This is a genomic window from Corynebacterium sp. CNCTC7651 (genome assembly GCF_021496665.1).
Taxonomy (GTDB): domain Bacteria; phylum Actinomycetota; class Actinomycetes; order Mycobacteriales; family Mycobacteriaceae; genus Corynebacterium.
The window spans coordinates 1211506-1228706 of the sequence record NZ_CP071246.1; the positions used below are offsets into that span (position 1 = coordinate 1211506).

18 protein-coding genes are annotated in these 17201 nt (G+C 64.7%); 5 read left to right on the forward strand and 13 right to left on the reverse strand.

Annotated elements, in window-relative coordinates; all coding sequences use genetic code 11:
• Positions 1-68 precede the first annotated feature (68 nt).
• The 9 genes from rpoZ to pyrR form a co-directional block, all read right to left on the reverse strand.
• Positions 69-365, reverse strand: coding sequence for a DNA-directed RNA polymerase subunit omega (gene rpoZ, locus JZY91_RS05840; RefSeq protein WP_234949069.1), 297 nt, complete (start codon positions 363-365; stop codon positions 69-71).
• 52 nt (positions 366-417) lie between these two features.
• Complete coding sequence (gmk, locus tag JZY91_RS05845; protein ID WP_234948987.1) at positions 418-990, reverse strand: guanylate kinase; 573 nt, start codon at positions 988-990, stop codon at positions 418-420.
• Positions 991-993: 3 nt separating this feature from the next.
• Positions 994-1317 carry an integration host factor, actinobacterial type gene (gene mihF, locus JZY91_RS05850; protein ID WP_234948988.1) on the reverse strand — a complete coding sequence of 108 codons (324 nt, stop codon included), beginning with the start codon at positions 1315-1317 and terminating at the stop codon, positions 994-996.
• A 229-nt stretch (positions 1318-1546) separates the two neighbouring features.
• Positions 1547-2383 (reverse strand): orotidine-5'-phosphate decarboxylase, encoded by an 837-nt coding sequence (gene pyrF / locus JZY91_RS05855; RefSeq protein WP_234948989.1) that lies wholly within the window; start codon positions 2381-2383, stop codon positions 1547-1549.
• The gene (gene carB, locus JZY91_RS05860; protein ID WP_234948990.1) at positions 2383-5730 is read right to left on the reverse strand and encodes a carbamoyl-phosphate synthase large subunit; all 3348 of its coding nucleotides are present in this window, start codon (positions 5728-5730) and stop codon (positions 2383-2385) included. Before carB ends, pyrF begins: the two co-directional genes overlap by 1 nt.
• The gene (locus JZY91_RS05865; protein ID WP_234948991.1) at positions 5731-6195 is read right to left on the reverse strand and encodes a carbamoyl-phosphate synthase domain-containing protein; all 465 of its coding nucleotides are present in this window, start codon (positions 6193-6195) and stop codon (positions 5731-5733) included.
• The gene (locus JZY91_RS05870; RefSeq protein ID WP_234948992.1) at positions 6195-7478 is read right to left on the reverse strand and encodes a dihydroorotase; all 1284 of its coding nucleotides are present in this window, start codon (positions 7476-7478) and stop codon (positions 6195-6197) included. Before JZY91_RS05870 ends, JZY91_RS05865 begins: the two co-directional genes overlap by 1 nt.
• Positions 7475-8410 carry an aspartate carbamoyltransferase catalytic subunit gene (locus JZY91_RS05875; RefSeq protein WP_234948993.1) on the reverse strand — a complete coding sequence of 312 codons (936 nt, stop codon included), beginning with the start codon at positions 8408-8410 and terminating at the stop codon, positions 7475-7477. The genes JZY91_RS05870 and JZY91_RS05875 overlap by 4 nt, the downstream gene beginning before the upstream one ends.
• Positions 8411-8974, reverse strand: coding sequence for a bifunctional pyr operon transcriptional regulator/uracil phosphoribosyltransferase PyrR (pyrR, locus tag JZY91_RS05880; RefSeq protein WP_234948994.1), 564 nt, complete (start codon positions 8972-8974; stop codon positions 8411-8413).
• A gap of 105 nt (positions 8975-9079) precedes the next feature.
• Here pyrR and JZY91_RS05885 point away from each other — a divergent pair, with 105 nt between their 5' ends.
• The 3 genes from JZY91_RS05885 to JZY91_RS05895 are packed head-to-tail and all read left to right on the forward strand — an operon-like array spanning position 9080 to position 11287.
• Positions 9080-10414 (forward strand): TIGR01777 family oxidoreductase, encoded by a 1335-nt coding sequence (locus JZY91_RS05885; protein ID WP_234948995.1) that lies wholly within the window; start codon positions 9080-9082, stop codon positions 10412-10414.
• Positions 10411-10857, forward strand: a complete 447-nt coding sequence (locus JZY91_RS05890; RefSeq protein ID WP_234948996.1) for a YbjN domain-containing protein — start codon at positions 10411-10413, stop codon at positions 10855-10857. The genes JZY91_RS05885 and JZY91_RS05890 overlap by 4 nt, the downstream gene beginning before the upstream one ends.
• Positions 10847-11287 carry a YbjN domain-containing protein gene (locus JZY91_RS05895; protein ID WP_234948997.1) on the forward strand — a complete coding sequence of 147 codons (441 nt, stop codon included), beginning with the start codon at positions 10847-10849 and terminating at the stop codon, positions 11285-11287. Before JZY91_RS05890 ends, JZY91_RS05895 begins: the two co-directional genes overlap by 11 nt.
• A gap of 16 nt (positions 11288-11303) precedes the next feature.
• Here JZY91_RS05895 and JZY91_RS05900 read toward each other — a convergent pair whose 3' ends face one another.
• From JZY91_RS05900 to JZY91_RS05915, 4 genes are all read right to left on the reverse strand, one after another.
• A complete protein-coding gene (locus JZY91_RS05900; protein WP_234948998.1) occupies positions 11304-12068 on the reverse strand; it encodes an ATP-binding cassette domain-containing protein in 765 nt (254 codons plus the stop codon).
• 4 nt (positions 12069-12072) lie between these two features.
• Positions 12073-13107 carry an ABC transporter permease gene (locus tag JZY91_RS05905; protein WP_234948999.1) on the reverse strand — a complete coding sequence of 345 codons (1035 nt, stop codon included), beginning with the start codon at positions 13105-13107 and terminating at the stop codon, positions 12073-12075.
• Positions 13104-14099, reverse strand: a complete 996-nt coding sequence (locus JZY91_RS05910) for a substrate-binding domain-containing protein (RefSeq protein WP_370639281.1) — start codon at positions 14097-14099, stop codon at positions 13104-13106. Before JZY91_RS05910 ends, JZY91_RS05905 begins: the two co-directional genes overlap by 4 nt.
• Positions 14100-14195: 96 nt before the next feature.
• The gene (locus JZY91_RS05915) at positions 14196-14633 is read right to left on the reverse strand and encodes a hypothetical protein (RefSeq protein ID WP_234949001.1); all 438 of its coding nucleotides are present in this window, start codon (positions 14631-14633) and stop codon (positions 14196-14198) included.
• A 63-nt stretch (positions 14634-14696) separates the two neighbouring features.
• Between JZY91_RS05915 and JZY91_RS05920 the strand changes: the two genes are divergently transcribed.
• Entirely contained in the window at positions 14697-15461 is a 765-nt protein-coding gene (locus JZY91_RS05920; protein ID WP_234949002.1) for an SDR family NAD(P)-dependent oxidoreductase, read from the forward strand.
• A 315-nt stretch (positions 15462-15776) separates the two neighbouring features.
• Complete coding sequence (locus JZY91_RS05925; protein WP_234946977.1) at positions 15777-17195, forward strand: HNH endonuclease signature motif containing protein; 1419 nt, start codon at positions 15777-15779, stop codon at positions 17193-17195.
• Positions 17196-17201 lie beyond the last annotated feature (6 nt).

The window sequence follows — 17201 nt, forward strand, 5'->3', positions numbered from 1 at the left end:
TGTACGCACACCGCGCCGGTACAGCGCCGTCGTTCCGCGCGCAAGCGCGCGGTGAAGCAGATGCAGGCTTAGCGGCCTTCTTCGTGCTCGAGGAGGCCCGCCTGGATCTCGCGAAGCGCGATGGAGAGGGGCTTCTCGCCCGGCTCCGGGTTAACCAGCGGGCCGATGAACTCAAAGACACCCTCGTCCGAGTTCTGGTAGAAGCTGTTGATCTGGCGAGCGCGCTTAGCTGCGAAGATGACCAGGGCGTACTTCGACGAAACCTTGGTCAGCAGCTCATCGATCGGGGGTGCGGTAATGCCCTCCGGCTCATCGTAGACGCGCTCCTGCGCCGCCTCCGGGGCCTCGGCGGTGGTCTGCGACAGATCGTCGGTTACGTTGCTCACTTAATTCCTACTCGTCTAACGCTCGATTTGGTTATTGGTTCTTGAGAATCTCCGCGATCGCGGCCACGGCACGCTCCACATCGTCGTTCACCACAACGCTGTCAAACTCGCCCTGCGCGTTCAGCTCTTCGCGGGCCGTCTCAAGCCGGCGCGCAATCACATCCTCCGTCTCGGTACCGCGGCCGGTCAGCCGTTGCACCAAAATCTCCCACGACGGCGGCGCCAAGAACACGGTGGCAGCCTCCGGCATCAGGCGCTTGATGTTGCGTGCACCCTCAAGATCGACCTCCACCAGGACGGGTTGCCCTGCGGCAAGCGCCTCACGGATCGGGCCGGCGGGAGTGCCGGAGCGCTGCAGGCCACCGTGAATGTCGGCCCACTCCAACATCTCCCCCGCATCAATCCGGTCCTGGAACTGTGCGGGCGAGACAAAGAAGTAATCCCTGCCGTCCACCTCACCAGGCCGCGGGGCGCGGGTGGTCATGGACACGGAGAAATAGAGATCCGGCACGTCGCTGCGCAGGCGCTGCACCACGGTGGATTTCCCCACCGCAGACGGGCCCGCAAGAACAACAAGCCGGCCGCGGGACGTGTCCTCTGCCACGGTTTAGTCCTCGGAGTAGCCGAAGCGCTCCAGCAGAGCGCGACGCTGACGGTCACCCAGGCCGCGCAGACGACGGGTCTGAGCGATCTCGAGCTCTTCCATGATCTCGCGAGCCTTCACCTTGCCCACCTTCGGCATAGCCTCAAGAAGAGCGGAGACCTTGGTCTTGCCGACGATCTCATCGGTGTCAGCCTTGTCCAGGACATCCTTCAGGGTGGTCTCGCCGCGCTTCAGGGACGCCTTGAGCTCTGCGCGCTGCTTACGGGCCTCAGCCGCCTTCTCCAGTGCTGCCTTGCGCTGCTCATCGGTCAACTGTGGAAGTGCCACGGATTCCTCCAAAAAGTAGTAGTTCGGTTCGGTCTTCAAGTCTTAGCATCGACCGTCCCCAGACCGCTGCAGCGGTACCGCCAGAATGTACCCGACGAGAATTGCACCGTTGCAACTTCGAGGCTTCGGCCAAGTGTAGCACTGCGAAAGTGCTGCCGCGCTGACGCAACTGGCATTTAGCCACGTCAACGGGTCGACGGGACTAAACTACCAGGGTTTTTCCCTCGGCCTAAATAGACCCGCCGGAAAGGCGCTGGCCAGCGAGCTCTTCCGCCTGTTTCCGCAGCTCAGCCACCCCGGGCCCATGCGCCAGCACGGACCGGGACACACTCGGAAACACTAGCTCGGTTCGTGACCCGCCGAGGCGATCCGCGTCCTCAAACGTCGCCCCCTGCGCGCCGACACCGGGCATCAGCACCGGCCCCGAAAGCTCATCCAGGGCAAGGTGCTTATCGACGGTAGCTCCCACCACAACGCCCACATGCGAAGCCCCGAACTGCGCATTTAGCGCCGCGCACTCGTCCACCATGAACTGTGCAACGGTCGGCGCCTCCGGCACGCCCAGCGTAGCCGATTGGAACTCCACAGCCTCCGGGTTAGAGTTGGCGGCCATCACAAACACGCCCTTGCCATGCTCGGCCGCCAGCTCCACCGCGGGCGCGAGCGAGCCGACGCCGAGGTACGGCGTAAGCGTCACCGCATCAGCCTCGAGCGGGGACCCCGGCGCGAGCCACGCCGCGGCGTATCCGGCCATGGTGGATCCGATGTCGCCGCGCTTTGCGTCAGCAATGCTCAGCGTGCCGGTCTCGCGCAACGCCGCGAGCGTCTCCTCCAGCACCGCGAACCCCTGGGATCCGAAGCGCTCGAAAAACGCCACCTGGGGCTTCACCACCGCAACAACGTCCGCGAACGCCTCCACGCACGTCAGCGCGAAAGTGCGTACACCGTCCGCAGAATCCGGCAGGCCCCATTGGGTCAGCAGCTTGGCGTGCGGGTCGATGCCCACGCACAGCCTGCGGCGCTGCTCACCCGCGGCAATCAGACGCTCACCGAAGCTCGCCGCCATTACTGCTCACCCGTGTGGTCGAGCTCCTGGAGGCTGGTCACGGTGACCTCGTTGCCGCGCAGCGCCTCAATGCCCTGCACGGCGGCGGTCACGCCCTGCACCGTGGTCATGATCGGCACACCCGCCGCCACTGCCGCGGCACGAATGTCGTAACCGTCGTGACGCGCACCGGCGGAGCCGGCCGGAGTGTTCAGGATCAGGTCAATCTCGCCGTCGGTGATGCGGTCGACGATGCTCTTGCCGTCGGCACCATCGCGGACCTCGGAGGCCTTCAACACGGTCTCGCACTCGATGCCGTTGCGGCGCAGCATCTGCGCAGTACCCGCCGTAGCAACCACGTTGAAGCCCATGGTGTACAGACGCTGAATGGGGAAGATCAGCGTGCGCTTGTCGCGGTTAGCCACGGAGACGAACACGGTGCCCTCCGTCGGCAGCTCACCAAACGCCGCTGCCTCAGCCTTGGCGAAAGCCACACCGAACGACGGGGCGAGGCCCATGACCTCACCGGTGGATTTCATCTCTGGGCCCAAGATGGTATCCAGAACCTTGCCCTGGGCGGTGCGGAAACGGCTGAACGGCAGCACAGCCTCCTTGACCGCGATCGGGTGCTCGAGTGGCAGGGAGCCGCCGTCGTAGGCGCTCGGGATAAGCCCCTCCGCCTTGAGCTCATCGATCGTCGCCCCCATCATCACGCGGCTCGCCGCCTTGGCCAGGTGCACGCCAGTCGCCTTGGACACGAACGGCACGGTGCGAGACGCGCGCGGGTTCGCCTCGATGACGTACAAAATGTCGTCCTTCAGCGCGAACTGGACGTTCATCAGGCCTTTCACTCCGATGCCGTGCGCCAGCGCCTCGGCGGAGCGACGCACCTTGTCGATGTCGTCCGGACCGAGCGTCATCGGCGGCAGCGCGCAGGCGGAGTCACCGGAGTGGATGCCGGCCTCCTCGATGTGCTCCATCACGCCGCCGAGGTAAACCTGCTCCCCATCGCAGAGCACGTCCACATCGATCTCGATTGCGGAATCCAGGAAGCGGTCCACCAGCACCGGGTGATCCGGCGAGAGCTCGGTCGCGCGGTCGATGTAGTCGTGCAGGCTGTCCTCGTCGTAGACGATCTCCATGCCGCGCCCGCCGAGCACGTACGACGGGCGAACTAGCACCGGGTAACCAATGCCGGCCGCCACCTTGCGGGCCTCCTCGAAGGAAGTTGCGGTGCCGTAGGCCGGGGCCGGCAGCTCAGCGGCGTCGAGCACCTTGCCGAACTCGCCGCGGTCTTCGGCCATGTCGATCGCCTCCGGGGTGGTGCCCACCACCGGCACGCCGGCATCGGCGAGCTTCTGCGCAAGACCCAGCGGCGTTTGGCCGCCAAGCTGCACGATCACGCCCGCGACATTGCCGGTCGCGCTCTCGGCGCGGTAGATCTCCATCACGTCTTCGAACGTCAGCGGCTCGAAGTAAAGACGATCGGCCGTGTCGTAGTCGGTGGAGACGGTTTCCGGGTTGCAGTTGACCATGACCGTCTCATACCCAACGCGGGAAAGCTCCAGCGCCGCGTGCACGCAGGAGTAGTCGAACTCGATGCCCTGGCCGATACGGTTCGGGCCGGAGCCGAGGATAATGACCTTGTCCTTCGTACCGTCGCTGGTCAGCCCCTCCTCGCTCTCAGCATCGGGATCCAGCTCGTAGGCGGAGTACAGGTACGGGGTTGTCGCCTCGACCTCGCCGGCGCAGGTGTCCACCGTCTTGTAGGTCGGGTGGATGCCCAGCGACCAACGCAGCGTACGTACGCCGTCCTCACCGGCCAGCTCCGGGCGCAGCGCCGCGATCTGGGCATCGGACAGACCGTACGCCTTCGCCTCGCGCAAGAGCTCAGCGTCGAGGACGGGAGCGTCGATAAGCACCTGCCTGAATTCCACCAGCGCCTCCACCTCGGCGAGGAACCACGGGTCGATCCCGGAGTCACGGTAAACCTCGTCGATGCTGGCACCTAGGCGCAGCGCAAGCTCAACGTCGTACATGCGCTTGTCGGTGGGAACCTTCAGGTCCTCGAGCACCGCGGCGACATCGGTGGCGCGCTCGCCGGCAAGGTACTCGTCCGGCTTGGTCCAGAAACCGCTCGGCTTGTCCTCCATAGAGCGCATGACCTTGTTCAGGCTCTGGATGTAGTTGCGGCCGATGCCCATCGCTTCGCCGACGGCCTTCATGGAAGTGCCCAGCGTCTCATCTGAACCCGGGAACTTCTCGAACGCGAAGCGCGGCATCTTGGCAATGACATAGTCCAGCGTCGGCTCGCTCAGCGCGGTGAGCTCGCCTCCGGTGATGTCGTTGGCAATCTCGTCGAGGGTGTAGCCGATGGCCAGGCGCACAGCTACTTTCGCGATCGGGTAGCCGGTGGCCTTCGATGCCAACGCTGAGGAGCGGGAGACGCGCGGGTTCATTTCGATGACGATCATGCGGCCGTCTTCGGGATTGATGGCGAACTGCAGGTTGCAGCCGCCGGTCTTCACACCCACTTCGCGGATGATCGCCTTGCCCTGCTCGATCATCTTGGTCACTTCCGGCTCGGTCATGGTCAGCACCGGGGCCACGGTGACGGAATCACCGGTGTGCACGCCCATCGCATCCACGTTCTCAATGGTGGCGATGGTGATGCAGTTGTCGTCCTTGTCGCGGACGAGCTCGAGCTCCATTTCCTTCCACCCGAGGATGGATTCCTCGATCAGGACGTTCGCCTCGGGGCTGGCGGCGAGGCCGTCGCCCGCGATGCGGTGCAGGTCATCCATGTTGTAGGCCAGACCGGAGCCGAGGCCGCCCATGGTGAACGAGGGACGCACGACGCAGGGGAAGCCGAGCTCCGCGACGGTCTCTTCAATCTCCTCCATGGTGTAGCAGACGCGGGAGCGGGCAGACTCGCCGCCGACCTTCTCCACAATGTCCTTGAACTTCTGGCGGTCCTCGCCCCGCTCGATCGCGTCGATGTCCGCGCCGATGAGTTCCACGCCGTGCTTGGCCAGGATGCCCATGCGGTCCAGCTTGATCGCGGTGTTCAACGCCGTCTGGCCGCCGAGAGTCGGCAGGATCGCGTCCACCGGGTGACCCTTCTCAGCCTCGCGGGCGAGGATCTTGTCGATGTACCCGGGCTCAATCGGCTCGACGTAGGTGGCGTCCGCGAACTCCGGGTCCGTCATAATCGTCGCCGGGTTGGAATTGACCAGCGTGACCCGGATGCCTTCTTCTTTGAGCACGCGGCATGCCTGGGTGCCGGAGTAGTCGAACTCGCAGGCCTGGCCAATGACGATCGGGCCGGAGCCGATTACCATGACGTGGTTGAGATCGTCGCGCTTCATTTATTTGGCCTCCTGGATCTGGATGGTGGCCTGTTGGGGGCCGGTCTTGGAAAGGTGGCGGACCAGTTTGCGGGTGTCCACGCCGCGGATGCCGGTCACGCCTTGGTTGCGCAGCTCTTCTTCGAGGCTGCGCTGCGAGCGGAAATTCGAAGGGATGCGCGAGACATCGCGCACGACCACCGCCGCGGGAGTAATCGACCCATCGCCCGAGCTGTCCTCGCTATTCCAGCCCACGTTGCCAATTTGGGGTGCGGCGAAGACCAGGATCTGGCCCTCACGCTCCGGCGAGGTCATCTCTCGCTGGTAGCCGAACATGTCGACGGTGTGGGTGCAGGTGCCTTCGATCTCCTCAGCGCCAGCCTCAGTGCCGGCCTCAGCGCCGGTGCTGCCCGCACCGATTGCGAAGCCGGGGAATTCGGTGCCGTCGGCCAAGACCAGCACGGCAGGGATGCGGTGGTTGCTCATTAGAAGTCCTTTTCCATGTATGTGGTCGTGCCGCGCAGCCAGGTGGCCACGATTTTCGCGTTGAACGCCATCTCCTCGTACGGGGTGTTGGATGCTTTGGATTGCAGTTCTTTGCCGTGGACAACCCACGTCGCATCCGGGTTCACCAAGGTCAGGTTGGCCGGCTCGCCTACAGCGATCGGGCGGCCCTGGTCCTCCAGGCGGAGGATCTCCGCCGGGCGTTCACTCATAACCTTGGCAACGAAGCGCCAGTCCGCTAGCCCCGACTGGACGAAAACCTGGGCGACGACGGCCAGCGAGGTCTCCAGGCCCAGCATGCCGGGCTTCGCGTGCTCGAACTCCACGCACTTGTCCTCGGAGCCGTGCGGGGCGTGATCGGTGGCCACAACATCAATGGTGCCGTCGAGCAGCGCGTCGCGCAGCGCCACGGTGTCGCGGGCCTCGCGCAGCGGCGGGTTGACGCGGTAGTTGCCGTCGTAGGTGTTCAAGCAGTCGTCGGTAAGCAGCAAGTGGTGCGGGGTGACCTCGGCCGTGATCTCGATGCCCTGGCCCTTCGCCCAGCGCAGGAGCTCGACGGTGCCCTCGGTGGAGGCGTGGCAGAGGTGGTAGCGCCCGCCATAGTCGCGGGTCATGATCGCGTCGCGCGCCACGATGGATTCTTCCGCCACGCGCGGCCAGCCGCGCAAGCCCAGCTTGGCCGCGGTCTCGCCCTCGTGGGCGCAGGCATCCGCGGTCATGCGGTGGTCCTCGGCGTGCTGGGCCAAGATGACGTCGTACGCCTTGGCGTACTCGATGGCGCGGCGCATGAGCTGCGGGTCATTTACACAGCGCCCGTCGTCGGAGAACATGCGCACGTGGCTGCGGGACATCAGCCCGATCTCAGTGAGCTGTTCGCCTGCGAGCCCCTGAGTGATGGAGCCGACCGGGTACACGTCGCACTTGCCGTACTCCTGCCCCTTGTTCCACACCGCTTCCGCCAGGAACGGCTGATCAATCACCGGCTGGGTGTTCGCCATGGTGAACACGGCGGTGAAGCCGCCCTTGGCCGCGGCGTCGGAGCCGGTGGCAATGGTCTCGGTGTCCTCGCGACCCGGCTCGCGCAGGTGCACGTGCATGTCCACCAGGCCCGGCAGGAGGATGTTACCCCCGCAGTCAAGGACAGTGTCAGCATCGGCGAATGGCTCTGCGCCGATGGATTCGATCACACCGCCGTCGACATCGATGAGGATGTTGGTCACGTCCTCGCCGTACGGGCGGACGTTGTTCAGCGCTAGCGTGCTCATGCGCGCGCTCCTTCCTCGCCGCTTGCCAGCAGCGTAAACAGCACGGCCATGCGGGTGTACACGCCGTTGGATACCTGGCCCAGCACTACCGTGTTAGGGCGGTCGGCCACGTCGAAGTTGATTTCCATGCCGCGCAGCATCGGGCCGGGGTGCATAATCAGCGCGTCCTCCCGCAGCCTCTCCGCCCGCGCGGCGGAGAGCCCGAACAGCGTGGCGTACTCGCGGTGGGACGGGAAGAAACCGCCGTGCATGCGCTCCGCCTGCACGCGAAGCATCATGACCACATCCGGCTGCTGCTCAATCGCCGCGTCAAAGTCGTGCGTGGTCTCGCACGGCCAGTGCTCCACCCCGGTTGGCATGAGCGTTGGCGGGGCGACTAGGGTCACGCGCGCGCCGAGCGCGCTGAGCAGGTCAACGTTGGAGCGCGCCACGCGGGAGTGCAGGATATCGCCCACCAGGATCACGTGCTTGCCCGCCACATCGCCGATGTGCTGGCGCATGGTCACGGCATCCAGCAGCGCCTGGGTGGGGTGCTGGTGCTGGCCGTCGCCCGCGTTGATGATGCTGGTTTCAGGCAGCCACTGGCGCAGCAGGTTCGGCGCGCCGGAGGCCGGGTGGCGCATCACAATCGCGTCCGCGCCCACCGCAGCCAGCGTCGCCGCCGTGTCCTTTAGGCTCTCGCCCTTCTTCACGCTGGAGCTAGATGCGGCGACGTTGATCACGTCCGCGCTCATCCACTTGCCCGCGGTTTCAAAGCTGGAGCGGGTGCGCGTGGAGTTCTCGTAGAACAGGGTGAAGATGGTGCGCCCGCGCAGCGTGGGCAACTTCTTGATCTCGCGGCCGTCCAGCGCCTCGCGGAAGCGGTCGGCCTCATCCATCAGGCCCACAATTTCTTCGCGGGTCAAGTCTTGAATGCTGATCAGGTGCTTCATCTACTCCGCCTCCTTGGTCAGGGTGACGCCATCGCAATCGTCGATAGGCGTGAGGCTCACGGTCACATCCTCGGTTTTCGCGGTGGGGATGTTCTTGCCCACGTAATCCGCCCTAATGGGCAACTCGCGGTGACCGCGGTCCACCAACACTGCCAGCTGGATCACCTGGGGGCGGCCGATATCGCGCAAGCTGTCCAGCGCCGCGCGGATGGTGCGCCCGGAATACAGCACGTCGTCCACCAAGATGACGGTCGCGCCGTTGATGTCGCCCGGAATGTTCGTCGGCCGCAGCGCGCGGTGGGGCTTATCGCGCAAGTCGTCGCGGTACAGCGTCACATCCAGGCTGCCTACCGGCACCGTGACCCCGCTGAACTCTTCAACCGCGTCCGCTATGCGCTGCGCTAAGGGCACACCCCCCGACGGAATACCCAGCAGCATGACTTTGGCAGACGACTCAGTGTCCAGCGCCGTCTTCTCAATAATCTGGTGCGCGATGCGTGCGATAGTTCGCCCGACGTCTTGAGCCGTCAATAGCTCAACCGTCGCGCGGTTACTCTCACTCATCGGACCTCCTTCCCCGCCTCTCTGTGCGGAATTTAAAGGTGGTTAGACTCCTGCCAGCGTAGCACTCAGCCGGCGTTTCCTCCGAAGTCTGTAGCCTGGCGGGCTATGGGTCTACACACCTCGCACATAGTCCCCGCGGACCGCGGCACCGTCTGGGAATGGCACTCCCGCCCCGGCGCCGTCGTCCGCCTCACTCCCCCGTTTTTACCCATGCAGCCTGTGGAGCAAGCGCAGTCTCTGCGCGGCGGCACCACTGTGTTTTCGCTGCCCGGCGGACTCACCTGGGTTGCCCAGCACCAGGTGGACGGCTACGTCGCGGGCGAGCAGTTTGTTGATGAGGCAGTGAACCAGCCCATCAAGGCGGCCACTCAGTGGCGCCACACCCACCACTTCGAGGACGCGGCCACCGCGGACGGCGACCCTGCCACCCGTGTCACCGACACCGTGGAGGCGAATGTGCCGGAGTTCGCTCTGCGTTCCGCGTGGGCGTACCGCCAGCACCAGCTGGTGGAGGACATCACGTTCCTGCAGTCCCTCCCCGAGACCAAGCCGCTGGTCATCGCGCTGACGGGCGCATCTGGCCTCGTCGGCACGCATTTGAAAGCCCAGCTCACCACAGCGGGCCACACGGTGATCGGCCTGACCCGCGGCGAGGCCGGCCCGGGCGAGCGCCACTGGGACCCGGACAACCCCGCGGATGATCTGCTCGAGGGCGTGGACGCCGTGGCGCACATCGCAGGCGAATCCATCATGGGCCGCTGGACTGAAGCGAAGAAGCGCAAGATCCGCGACTCCCGCGTCGGCCCCACTCGCAAGCTCGCCGAGGTTGCGGCTGGCTGCGGCGTATCGACGTTCGTTTCAGCCTCCGCCGTCGGCTATTACGGCACGAATGCGGGCGACCGCGAGTACGTCGAGGAGGACGGCCCAGGCGAGGGCTTCCTCGCTGAAGTGTGCCGTGACTGGGAGGCCGCGTCCCAGGTAGAGGGCCTGCGCGTGGTCAACATCCGCACCGGCCTCGCGCTCTCCGGCGCCGGTGGGCTGCTGCCGGTGCTCAAGGCATCCGTCTCGGCGGGCTTGGGCGCCCGCTTTGGCGACGGCGACTTTTGGATGTCCTGGGTGGCCCTCGATGACCTGACGGATATTTACACCCGCGCGCTGGTGGACCCATCCGTTCGCGGTCCGATCAACGCCACCGCGCCGAACCCGGTGACAAACAAGGAGATGTCCGCCACGCTGGCCGATATGCTCCGCCGTCCGGATGTTCTCCCGATACCGAAGTTCGGCCCCAAACTGATTCTGGGCAAGGAAGGCGGCGAAGAACTCGCGCTCGCCGACCAGCGTGTGGTTCCAGCCCGCGCCCAGGCCGCCGGCTGGCGCTTCCGCTACCCCACCCTCAAGGCCGCGCTGGCCCACGAACTAGGCAAGGAGGAATTGCTGTGACTGACCACCGAATCGAGCCGGTGACCGCCGAAGCGGTCGCCGCCATCTTCAAGGAAGAGGACCTGGAGCACCGCGTTGAGGAACAGCTGGTGCGCTCCGGCTTCGTCAACACGGCGCTCGTCGTCGCCATCGACGGCCCCATCCTTGTCTTCGAGGCGATTTGGCGCGGCACTGTGCCCGCTGACATGGCATCCCACCTCCTCTTCGCGGTCAATGAGCACAACCAGACCCACTTCGCGCCCACGCTGCGCATGTTCGAGTCGGAGGACGGCACCCTCGCCGCCTCCGGGATTCGCACCCTGAACATCGCCGAAGGCGCGTCCTTCAACCAGCTCGGCGCATTCATCGTCAACTCGATCGATGCCACCTTGCAGGCCTTCGACTTCCTCGAGACCAGCTTCCCCACCCTTGTCACCTGGGAGGACCCGCACGATGACCACTAACCCCACCCTTGTCACCATCGACCGCGTCATCGCCGCCGCCTGGGAGCTGGGCATCACGCTTGACGACGGAGGCACAGGGCGATCTGCCCAAGCCAACATCAACGGCCTTGCCGTGCTAGCCGTCCTGCTGGACACCGTGCTGATTGTCCGTGCGGACGCTGGCACGGACATTCCCAGCAACTCCCCCGATGCCGCGATCTACCTCGCCGCCAACCAGGTCAACTCCACGTTCCTGGATGCCCGGGCGATCGTGGTCAACCGCGGAGAGACCCTGGTCGTACGCACTGAGGCGGAAACAAGCGTCGCCGCCGGTCTTTCCGACGCGCAGCTTACAGCCGCCCTGCGCGCAGCGTTCGACGGCATTGTCGCCTGCCAAGACGCAATGGTCGGCCTCACCGAGGACATGGAGAGGCTGCGGGAGGAGCAGTAGCAACCCCGCCCAGTAGCTATTCCGCCCGGCGCAGCTCGGCGCTGAGCTCCTCCAGCTCCCCGCCGCCGGCCATCTCGCGCGTCAGCTCCTCGAGCGTGACCTCCGCCCGCGCCGCGTCGAGCTCCTGGCGCCCCAGCTTCAAAATGGTGAAGTGGTCACCCACCAGGTACGCGTGGTGCGGGTTGTGGGTGACAAAGACGACTGCCACCCCGCGATCGCGTGCGGACGCAATGAACCGCAGCACAACCCCGGACTGCTTCACGCCGAGCGCCGCCGTCGGCTCATCCAGAATGACCACCCGCGCACCGAAGTAGACCGCGCGCGCAATCGCAATCACCTGGCGCTGACCGCCGGAAAGTTTGCCCGCTTCCACGTCCACGTCCGGGATGTCGATGCCCATCTGCAGCAGCTGCTCGGAGCAGATGCGTTTCATTTCCTCCCGCTTCAGCGTGCCGAAGGCACCGGTGAGCTCTTGGCCCAGGAAGAAGTTCCGCCACACGCTCAGCTCATCCACAATCGCCAGCGTCTGATACACGGTGGCAATGCCCGCCTCGATCGCGTCGCGGGGGGAGGTGAAGGTGGTCGGGGAACCGTCGATAAGCATCTGCCCCGTGGTGGGCGTGTGCAGACCCGCGAGGATCTTGATCAGCGTCGATTTGCCGGCGCCGTTATCGCCCAGCACGCACGTCACTTCGCCTTCGCGGATGTCGAGGTTGACGCCGCGCAGCGCGTCGAAGCTGCCGTAGGACTTGGTAACGTCGCGCAATTCGATGATGGCCATCGCGCTACCTCCCCTTGGTCATGTTGGCGAAGGAGGTGTTGGTGAACACCGCGAACAAAAGCATCGCGCCGAGGAAGAACTTGAACCAGTCCGGGTTCCACCCCGCGTAGACAATGCCCTGATTGGTCATGCCGAAGATCAGCGCACCAATCGCCGTGCCCACCGCCGTGCCGCGCCCGCCTGTCATCGCACAACCGCCGATCACCGCGGCGATGATGTACAGGAACTCGTTGCCCACACCCTGGCCGGCTTGGATGGAGTCGAACGCAAAGAGCGTGTGCATGCCGACGAACCAGGCGGCGAACCCGACCGTCATGAACAGCGCAATCTTCACCTTGCCCACCGGCACACCCACCGCGCGGGCCGCATCCTCATCGCCGCCGACCGCCGTAATCCAGTTACCGAACTTGGTCCGGAACAGCACAAAGGACGCGATGGCGACAAACAGCAGCCACCACAGCACCATCACGCTCACGCGCACCCCGCCGATGGTGAAGGTGCCGGCGAAAAACGCCCGGGCGGATGGGAAGCCCTCCATGTCCGCGATCGTCGGCGTTGCCACTTGCCCCGTCACCAGCTTGGTTACGGCCAGATTGAGGCCCTGCAGCATGAGGAACGCTGCCAGGGTGATCAAAAAGCTATCGATCCCCGTGCGGGAGACCAGCACGCCGTTGAGCGCCCCGATCGCCAGCGAGATGCCCAGTGCGAGGAACGCCCCCACCCAGGAGTTCAGGTGCAGGTTGTAGTTGAGCATTGTCGCGGCAAGCGCCGCGGTAGTTACCGCCACGCCGGCGGACAGGTCGAACTCCCCGCCCACCATTAGCAGGCCCACGGCCAGTGCCACGATGCCCAGCGTGGAGCTGGCGTAGAGGATGGTGGCCATTGCCTCGAAGGATCGAAACGCCGGGGCAACCGCCATGAACAGGGCAAAGATGACCAGGAAGCCGAGCAAGCTGGCAAGCTCCGGCCGACGGATCAGCTTGGCAAACCCCTTGCGCGTGCGCAGGCGATCATCTGCAGTTGACACCGCGGTACTCATCGCATGCCTGCCTTGGCAGCTTCTGCAATCTGCTCCACGTTCGTTTGGTCAACGAAGCTCGGCCCCGTGTACACCGGCTGCCCGCCGCCAAGCGTTCCGCCGTTGCGCTTGGCAATCCACAGCGCGTCTACCGCCAGGTATCCCTGCAGGTACGGCTGCTGGTCCACGGCCCAGGCGACGCGGCCGTCCCGGATAGCGTCGACAAGCTCGGCGTTCGTGTCAAAGGTGACAACGTCCGCTGTCGCACCCGCCTCTTTCACCGACTCGGTGGCTCGAATCGCCACCGGCGCCTGGAGCGCGAACACCGTGTCGAAACTCGGGTCCTGCCGCAGCTTCGAGGTAATCGTCGATTGCACCGAGGTCAGGTCCTGGCCGTTGACGTACAGCAACTCGACCGTGCCGCCGAGCCCGTTGCTCACACCGGCGCAGCGCGCTTCCTGGGAAGAATTGCCCTGCTCATGAATCACGCACAGGGTTTTGCTCTTGCCTTCTTCCTTCAGCCGCTCACCTGCCGCCGTTCCGGCAACTGTTTCGTCCTGGCCGAAGAAGCCGCTCAGCCCATAGTTGGTGTATTCACTCATGCCGGCGTTCAGGCCAACCGTGGGGATGCCGCGATCCACCGCATCACGCGCCGCCGGCCCGATCGCCTCGGCGTTGGGCAGGGTCACCGCAATGCCGTCCACCCCGGCATCAATCGCCGAACGCACCAGGTTCGCCTGGTTCGGCGCCTGCGGGTCCGAAGAGTAGCGCAGCTCGATGTTGTCCTTTTTCGCCGCGTCCTCCGCGCCCTTGCGCACGAGATCCCAGTACGTGTCGCCGGGCGCGCCGTGCGTGACCATCGCGACCACGTAACGCGGGGTGTCCACCCCGCCAGCCGTACCCGACGCACTGTCCCTCGGCGGAGCACCGCCCGTCGCGGAGCACGCCGCGGTGAAAAGTACAGCGGCTGCCAGGGAAGCAGCGCGAACAGCCTTGGTGATTTTCAACACCAATCGAGTGTGCCCCACCGCCACGGGGCGAACCGCATCCGCGCCGCTCTGAACCGATTCAGTGGCTGGCAGGCTGGCTAGTCCAGCCGGCGCACCTGGCTACCGGATCTCAGTGAGGACCCACGCCTCACCCTCTTGGTTGAACACCAGGGTGTCCCCCGGCGCGAGCTCAAGCAATCCGCTCACCCCGTTGTCGCCGCTGCACATGTCCACTTTCTCGCGCCCCAGCTGCTCCTTCACAAGCGCGCCGTTTTCGCTCTGCCACACGAGCCAGTTCGAACCCTCGGCAGTGTCCTCGAAGTCCTTGAACACCTTCCGCCCGAACACCTCTTCCGCAGCGAAACCGCTGTACGGGCACACTACTGCGGCCTTTTTTGAGTTCGGGAGCAGATCACTGACGACGATCTCGGCCTTACCATTAGCGTCGTCAAGCGCCTGCCCCAGCTTCGGAATGGCGTCGGTGACGTTGCAGCCGGCAAGCGAGAGGAGGGATGCGATAAATCCGCCGAGGACGGCGTGAGAAGAGTGGGAAGTCATACCCGCGGATTCTAGGCCGAAACGGGCTTACGCTTGGGGTGAAGACACGAAGGAGGAATTCTTATGGGACGTTTCGACAACAAAGTTGCGCTTGTGACTGGCGGTGCTGGCGGTATCGGCAAAGCGACGGCGACGCGGCTCGCCGAGGAGGGTGCGCGCGTGGTCATCGCGGACCTTGACCTCGCGGCAGCTGAGGCAGTTGCGGTCGCGCTTAACGACGGCACCGAGCAGCGCGCCGCGGCGTTCGAACTGGATGCGTCGACACGCGAGGGCAACGAAGCAGCCGTGCGCTTCGCCGTGGAGACCTTCGGCGCGCTGCACCTTGCGTTCAACAACGCGGGCATGGGCGACAACAAAGTGCCGCTGGCGGAGAAGGAGCTGGACTTCTGGGACAAGCTCGTGGGGCTAAACCTGCACGGCGTTGCCTACGGGTGCCACTACCAGCTCAAACAGTTCCTTGCGCAGGACGACGGCCGGTCGTGCGCGATCGTGAACATGAGCTCCATCCACGGCACCGTCGCGCGCAAGGGCGGCTTGGACGCGTACACGGCCGCGAAACACGGCGTGATCGGCCTGACTAAGGCCCTGGGCGCCGACTACGCCGAGCACGGCATCCGCGTGAACTCCGTCGGACCGGGCTACATCCGCACCCACATGTTCGACCGCTACACCCCCGAGCAGCAGCAATACCTCGCGGACCTGCACCCCATTGGCCGCCTTGGCAAACCGGAGGACGTCGCAGCGCTCGTCGCATTTTTGCTTTCCGACGATGCCTCCTTCATCACCGGGTCCCACCACCTCGTCGACGGCGGCTACACGGCCGTGTAGGTCGGAGGCGGGTGTTTCCGCCGGGCGGACTTCCGCCAGGCGGACAACCCTCAACCTCCACCTCACGGTCTTCCGCCGGGCGGACAACCCCGCCGGGCGGACAGCACTCAACCTCCACCTCACCGTTTTCCGCCGGGCGGACAACCCTCAACCTCCACCTCACGGTCTTCCGCCGGGCGGACAACCCTCAACCTCCACCTCACGGTCTTCCGCCGGGCGGACACATCTAGCACATCCGTTCGAACTTCTACCAACGGGGTTGGGCCCGTGTTATAGCATTCCAACAACTACTCAAAAACGGGAAGGAAACACGCTATGACCACTACTTTCAACGGACCGACAGGAACGCCGGTTTCTCCTGCGCTGAGGAAGAACGCGGATAAGATTATTCGCGATATTCGAGCGAATCATGAGCGATCAAACATAGCGAAAGCTCACCTTCTGGACCGCATCGCGGAGTTTGATCAGCTGGAGCTCGCCGGGTTATTCGGCGCCACCAGCACGGGCAGTTGGCTCACGCGCGAGATGCATTACCCGTCCTCGACTGCCTACGAGTACGTCCACGTGGGGACTAAACTACGCGCTTTCCCACTGATCAAGGAAGCATTTCAAAAGGCGGAACTAGACTATTCGACGGTTCGCTTCCTGCTGAAGTATGTAACTGAAGACTCTGAGGCAGAGTTGCTGTCCTTGGCAAAGCGACTGTGCTTCTCCGAGCTCAAGCGCGCCCTATCAGGCGTCGAGCCAAACGATGGGAGCCAGCTGCCGGCAGACGAACCGTACTTCGACTTGTTCGAACGTCCCGATGGACTGACTCAAGGCAGGTTTCTGCTGCCGCCCGTTCCAGGTGCTCTATTGCGCTCGGCGCTGAAGATCGCAGAGCTCGCGCTCAATGGTCACGCTGCCCCGGATGCCGCCCAGCTGCAGGAGCTAATCGACGAACTAACGTCCACCGGTCATGCGAGCGGAGATCCGTCTGACGATCCGGCCCCGTGTGAGGATGACTACGAATTCGCTGAGGACGCGACTGAGGCTATGGCCGAGACCTTTGCGGAGGAGGTACCAGCAACTTGGGACGATGAGGACTTCTCGTTCGAGGACCCAGAGGAAGCAAACCCCGGGGTGATGGTCCAGCCGCCGCACAAGGACACCACCATCACGGCGGAGAAGCTCATGCGGATTCCGTCGCGCTTTGGTCCGCCCCAGAAGCAGAACCTGTACGCGGCGTTTCTCGCGATGATCAACATGGTGCGCTCGCAGCCGATCACCGCAACCCGGGCGCCGGGGGCAGATGTCACGATCATCGTCACCGAGGACGGCCGCGCCTGGATGCCGCAGAATCCGCAGGTCCCCAGCTCGGCACTCATCGGGTACGTGCACAACGCGCTCACCCGCGGACACCTGCTGAACGGCAACGGCGTGACCTTGCACTACGGGCGCAAACGCCGCATGGCCTCAGATGGACAAGTGAAAGCACTCCTAGAGCTCTGGGGCAACCAGTGCGCGATGCCCGGCTGCACCCACTCGCGCTTCATGGAAATCCACCACATACACGATTGGGCTAACGGCGGCGTTACCGACATCGAGAATCTGATCCCGCTGTGCTCCAGTTGCCACTCTAAGGTCAGCCACGGCAGTGCCTCCATTACACCCCTAGGGCCAGACCTAGAGTTCCGTTTCTATAACGGCGCTCGCTTTGTCGCACCGAACCGGTCGCTGCCAGAAATCACGTAAACCGGG

What these genes read in the sequence shown, in the direction of transcription:
- JZY91_RS05925 (WP_234946977.1), top strand. Translation starts at nt 15,777, where the DNA reads ATGACCACTACTTTCAACGGACCGACAGGAACGCCGGTTTCTCCTGCG.
- JZY91_RS05895 (WP_234948997.1), top strand. Translation starts at nt 10,847, where the DNA reads ATGACCACTAACCCCACCCTTGTCACCATCGACCGCGTCATCGCCGCC.
- JZY91_RS05870 (WP_234948992.1), bottom strand. Translation starts at nt 7,478, where the DNA reads ATGAGCACGCTAGCGCTGAACAACGTCCGCCCGTACGGCGAGGACGTG.
- JZY91_RS05875 (WP_234948993.1), bottom strand. Translation starts at nt 8,410, where the DNA reads ATGAAGCACCTGATCAGCATTCAAGACTTGACCCGCGAAGAAATTGTG.
- JZY91_RS05920 (WP_234949002.1), top strand. Translation starts at nt 14,697, where the DNA reads ATGGGACGTTTCGACAACAAAGTTGCGCTTGTGACTGGCGGTGCTGGC.
- pyrF (WP_234948989.1), bottom strand. Translation starts at nt 2,383, where the DNA reads ATGGCGGCGAGCTTCGGTGAGCGTCTGATTGCCGCGGGTGAGCAGCGC.
- JZY91_RS05915 (WP_234949001.1), bottom strand. Translation starts at nt 14,633, where the DNA reads ATGACTTCCCACTCTTCTCACGCCGTCCTCGGCGGATTTATCGCATCC.
- JZY91_RS05900 (WP_234948998.1), bottom strand. Translation starts at nt 12,068, where the DNA reads ATGGCCATCATCGAATTGCGCGACGTTACCAAGTCCTACGGCAGCTTC.
- JZY91_RS05885 (WP_234948995.1), top strand. Translation starts at nt 9,080, where the DNA reads ATGGGTCTACACACCTCGCACATAGTCCCCGCGGACCGCGGCACCGTC.
- carB (WP_234948990.1), bottom strand. Translation starts at nt 5,730, where the DNA reads ATGAAGCGCGACGATCTCAACCACGTCATGGTAATCGGCTCCGGCCCG.
- pyrR (WP_234948994.1), bottom strand. Translation starts at nt 8,974, where the DNA reads ATGAGTGAGAGTAACCGCGCGACGGTTGAGCTATTGACGGCTCAAGAC.
- JZY91_RS05865 (WP_234948991.1), bottom strand. Translation starts at nt 6,195, where the DNA reads ATGAGCAACCACCGCATCCCTGCCGTGCTGGTCTTGGCCGACGGCACC.
- JZY91_RS05905 (WP_234948999.1), bottom strand. Translation starts at nt 13,107, where the DNA reads ATGAGTACCGCGGTGTCAACTGCAGATGATCGCCTGCGCACGCGCAAG.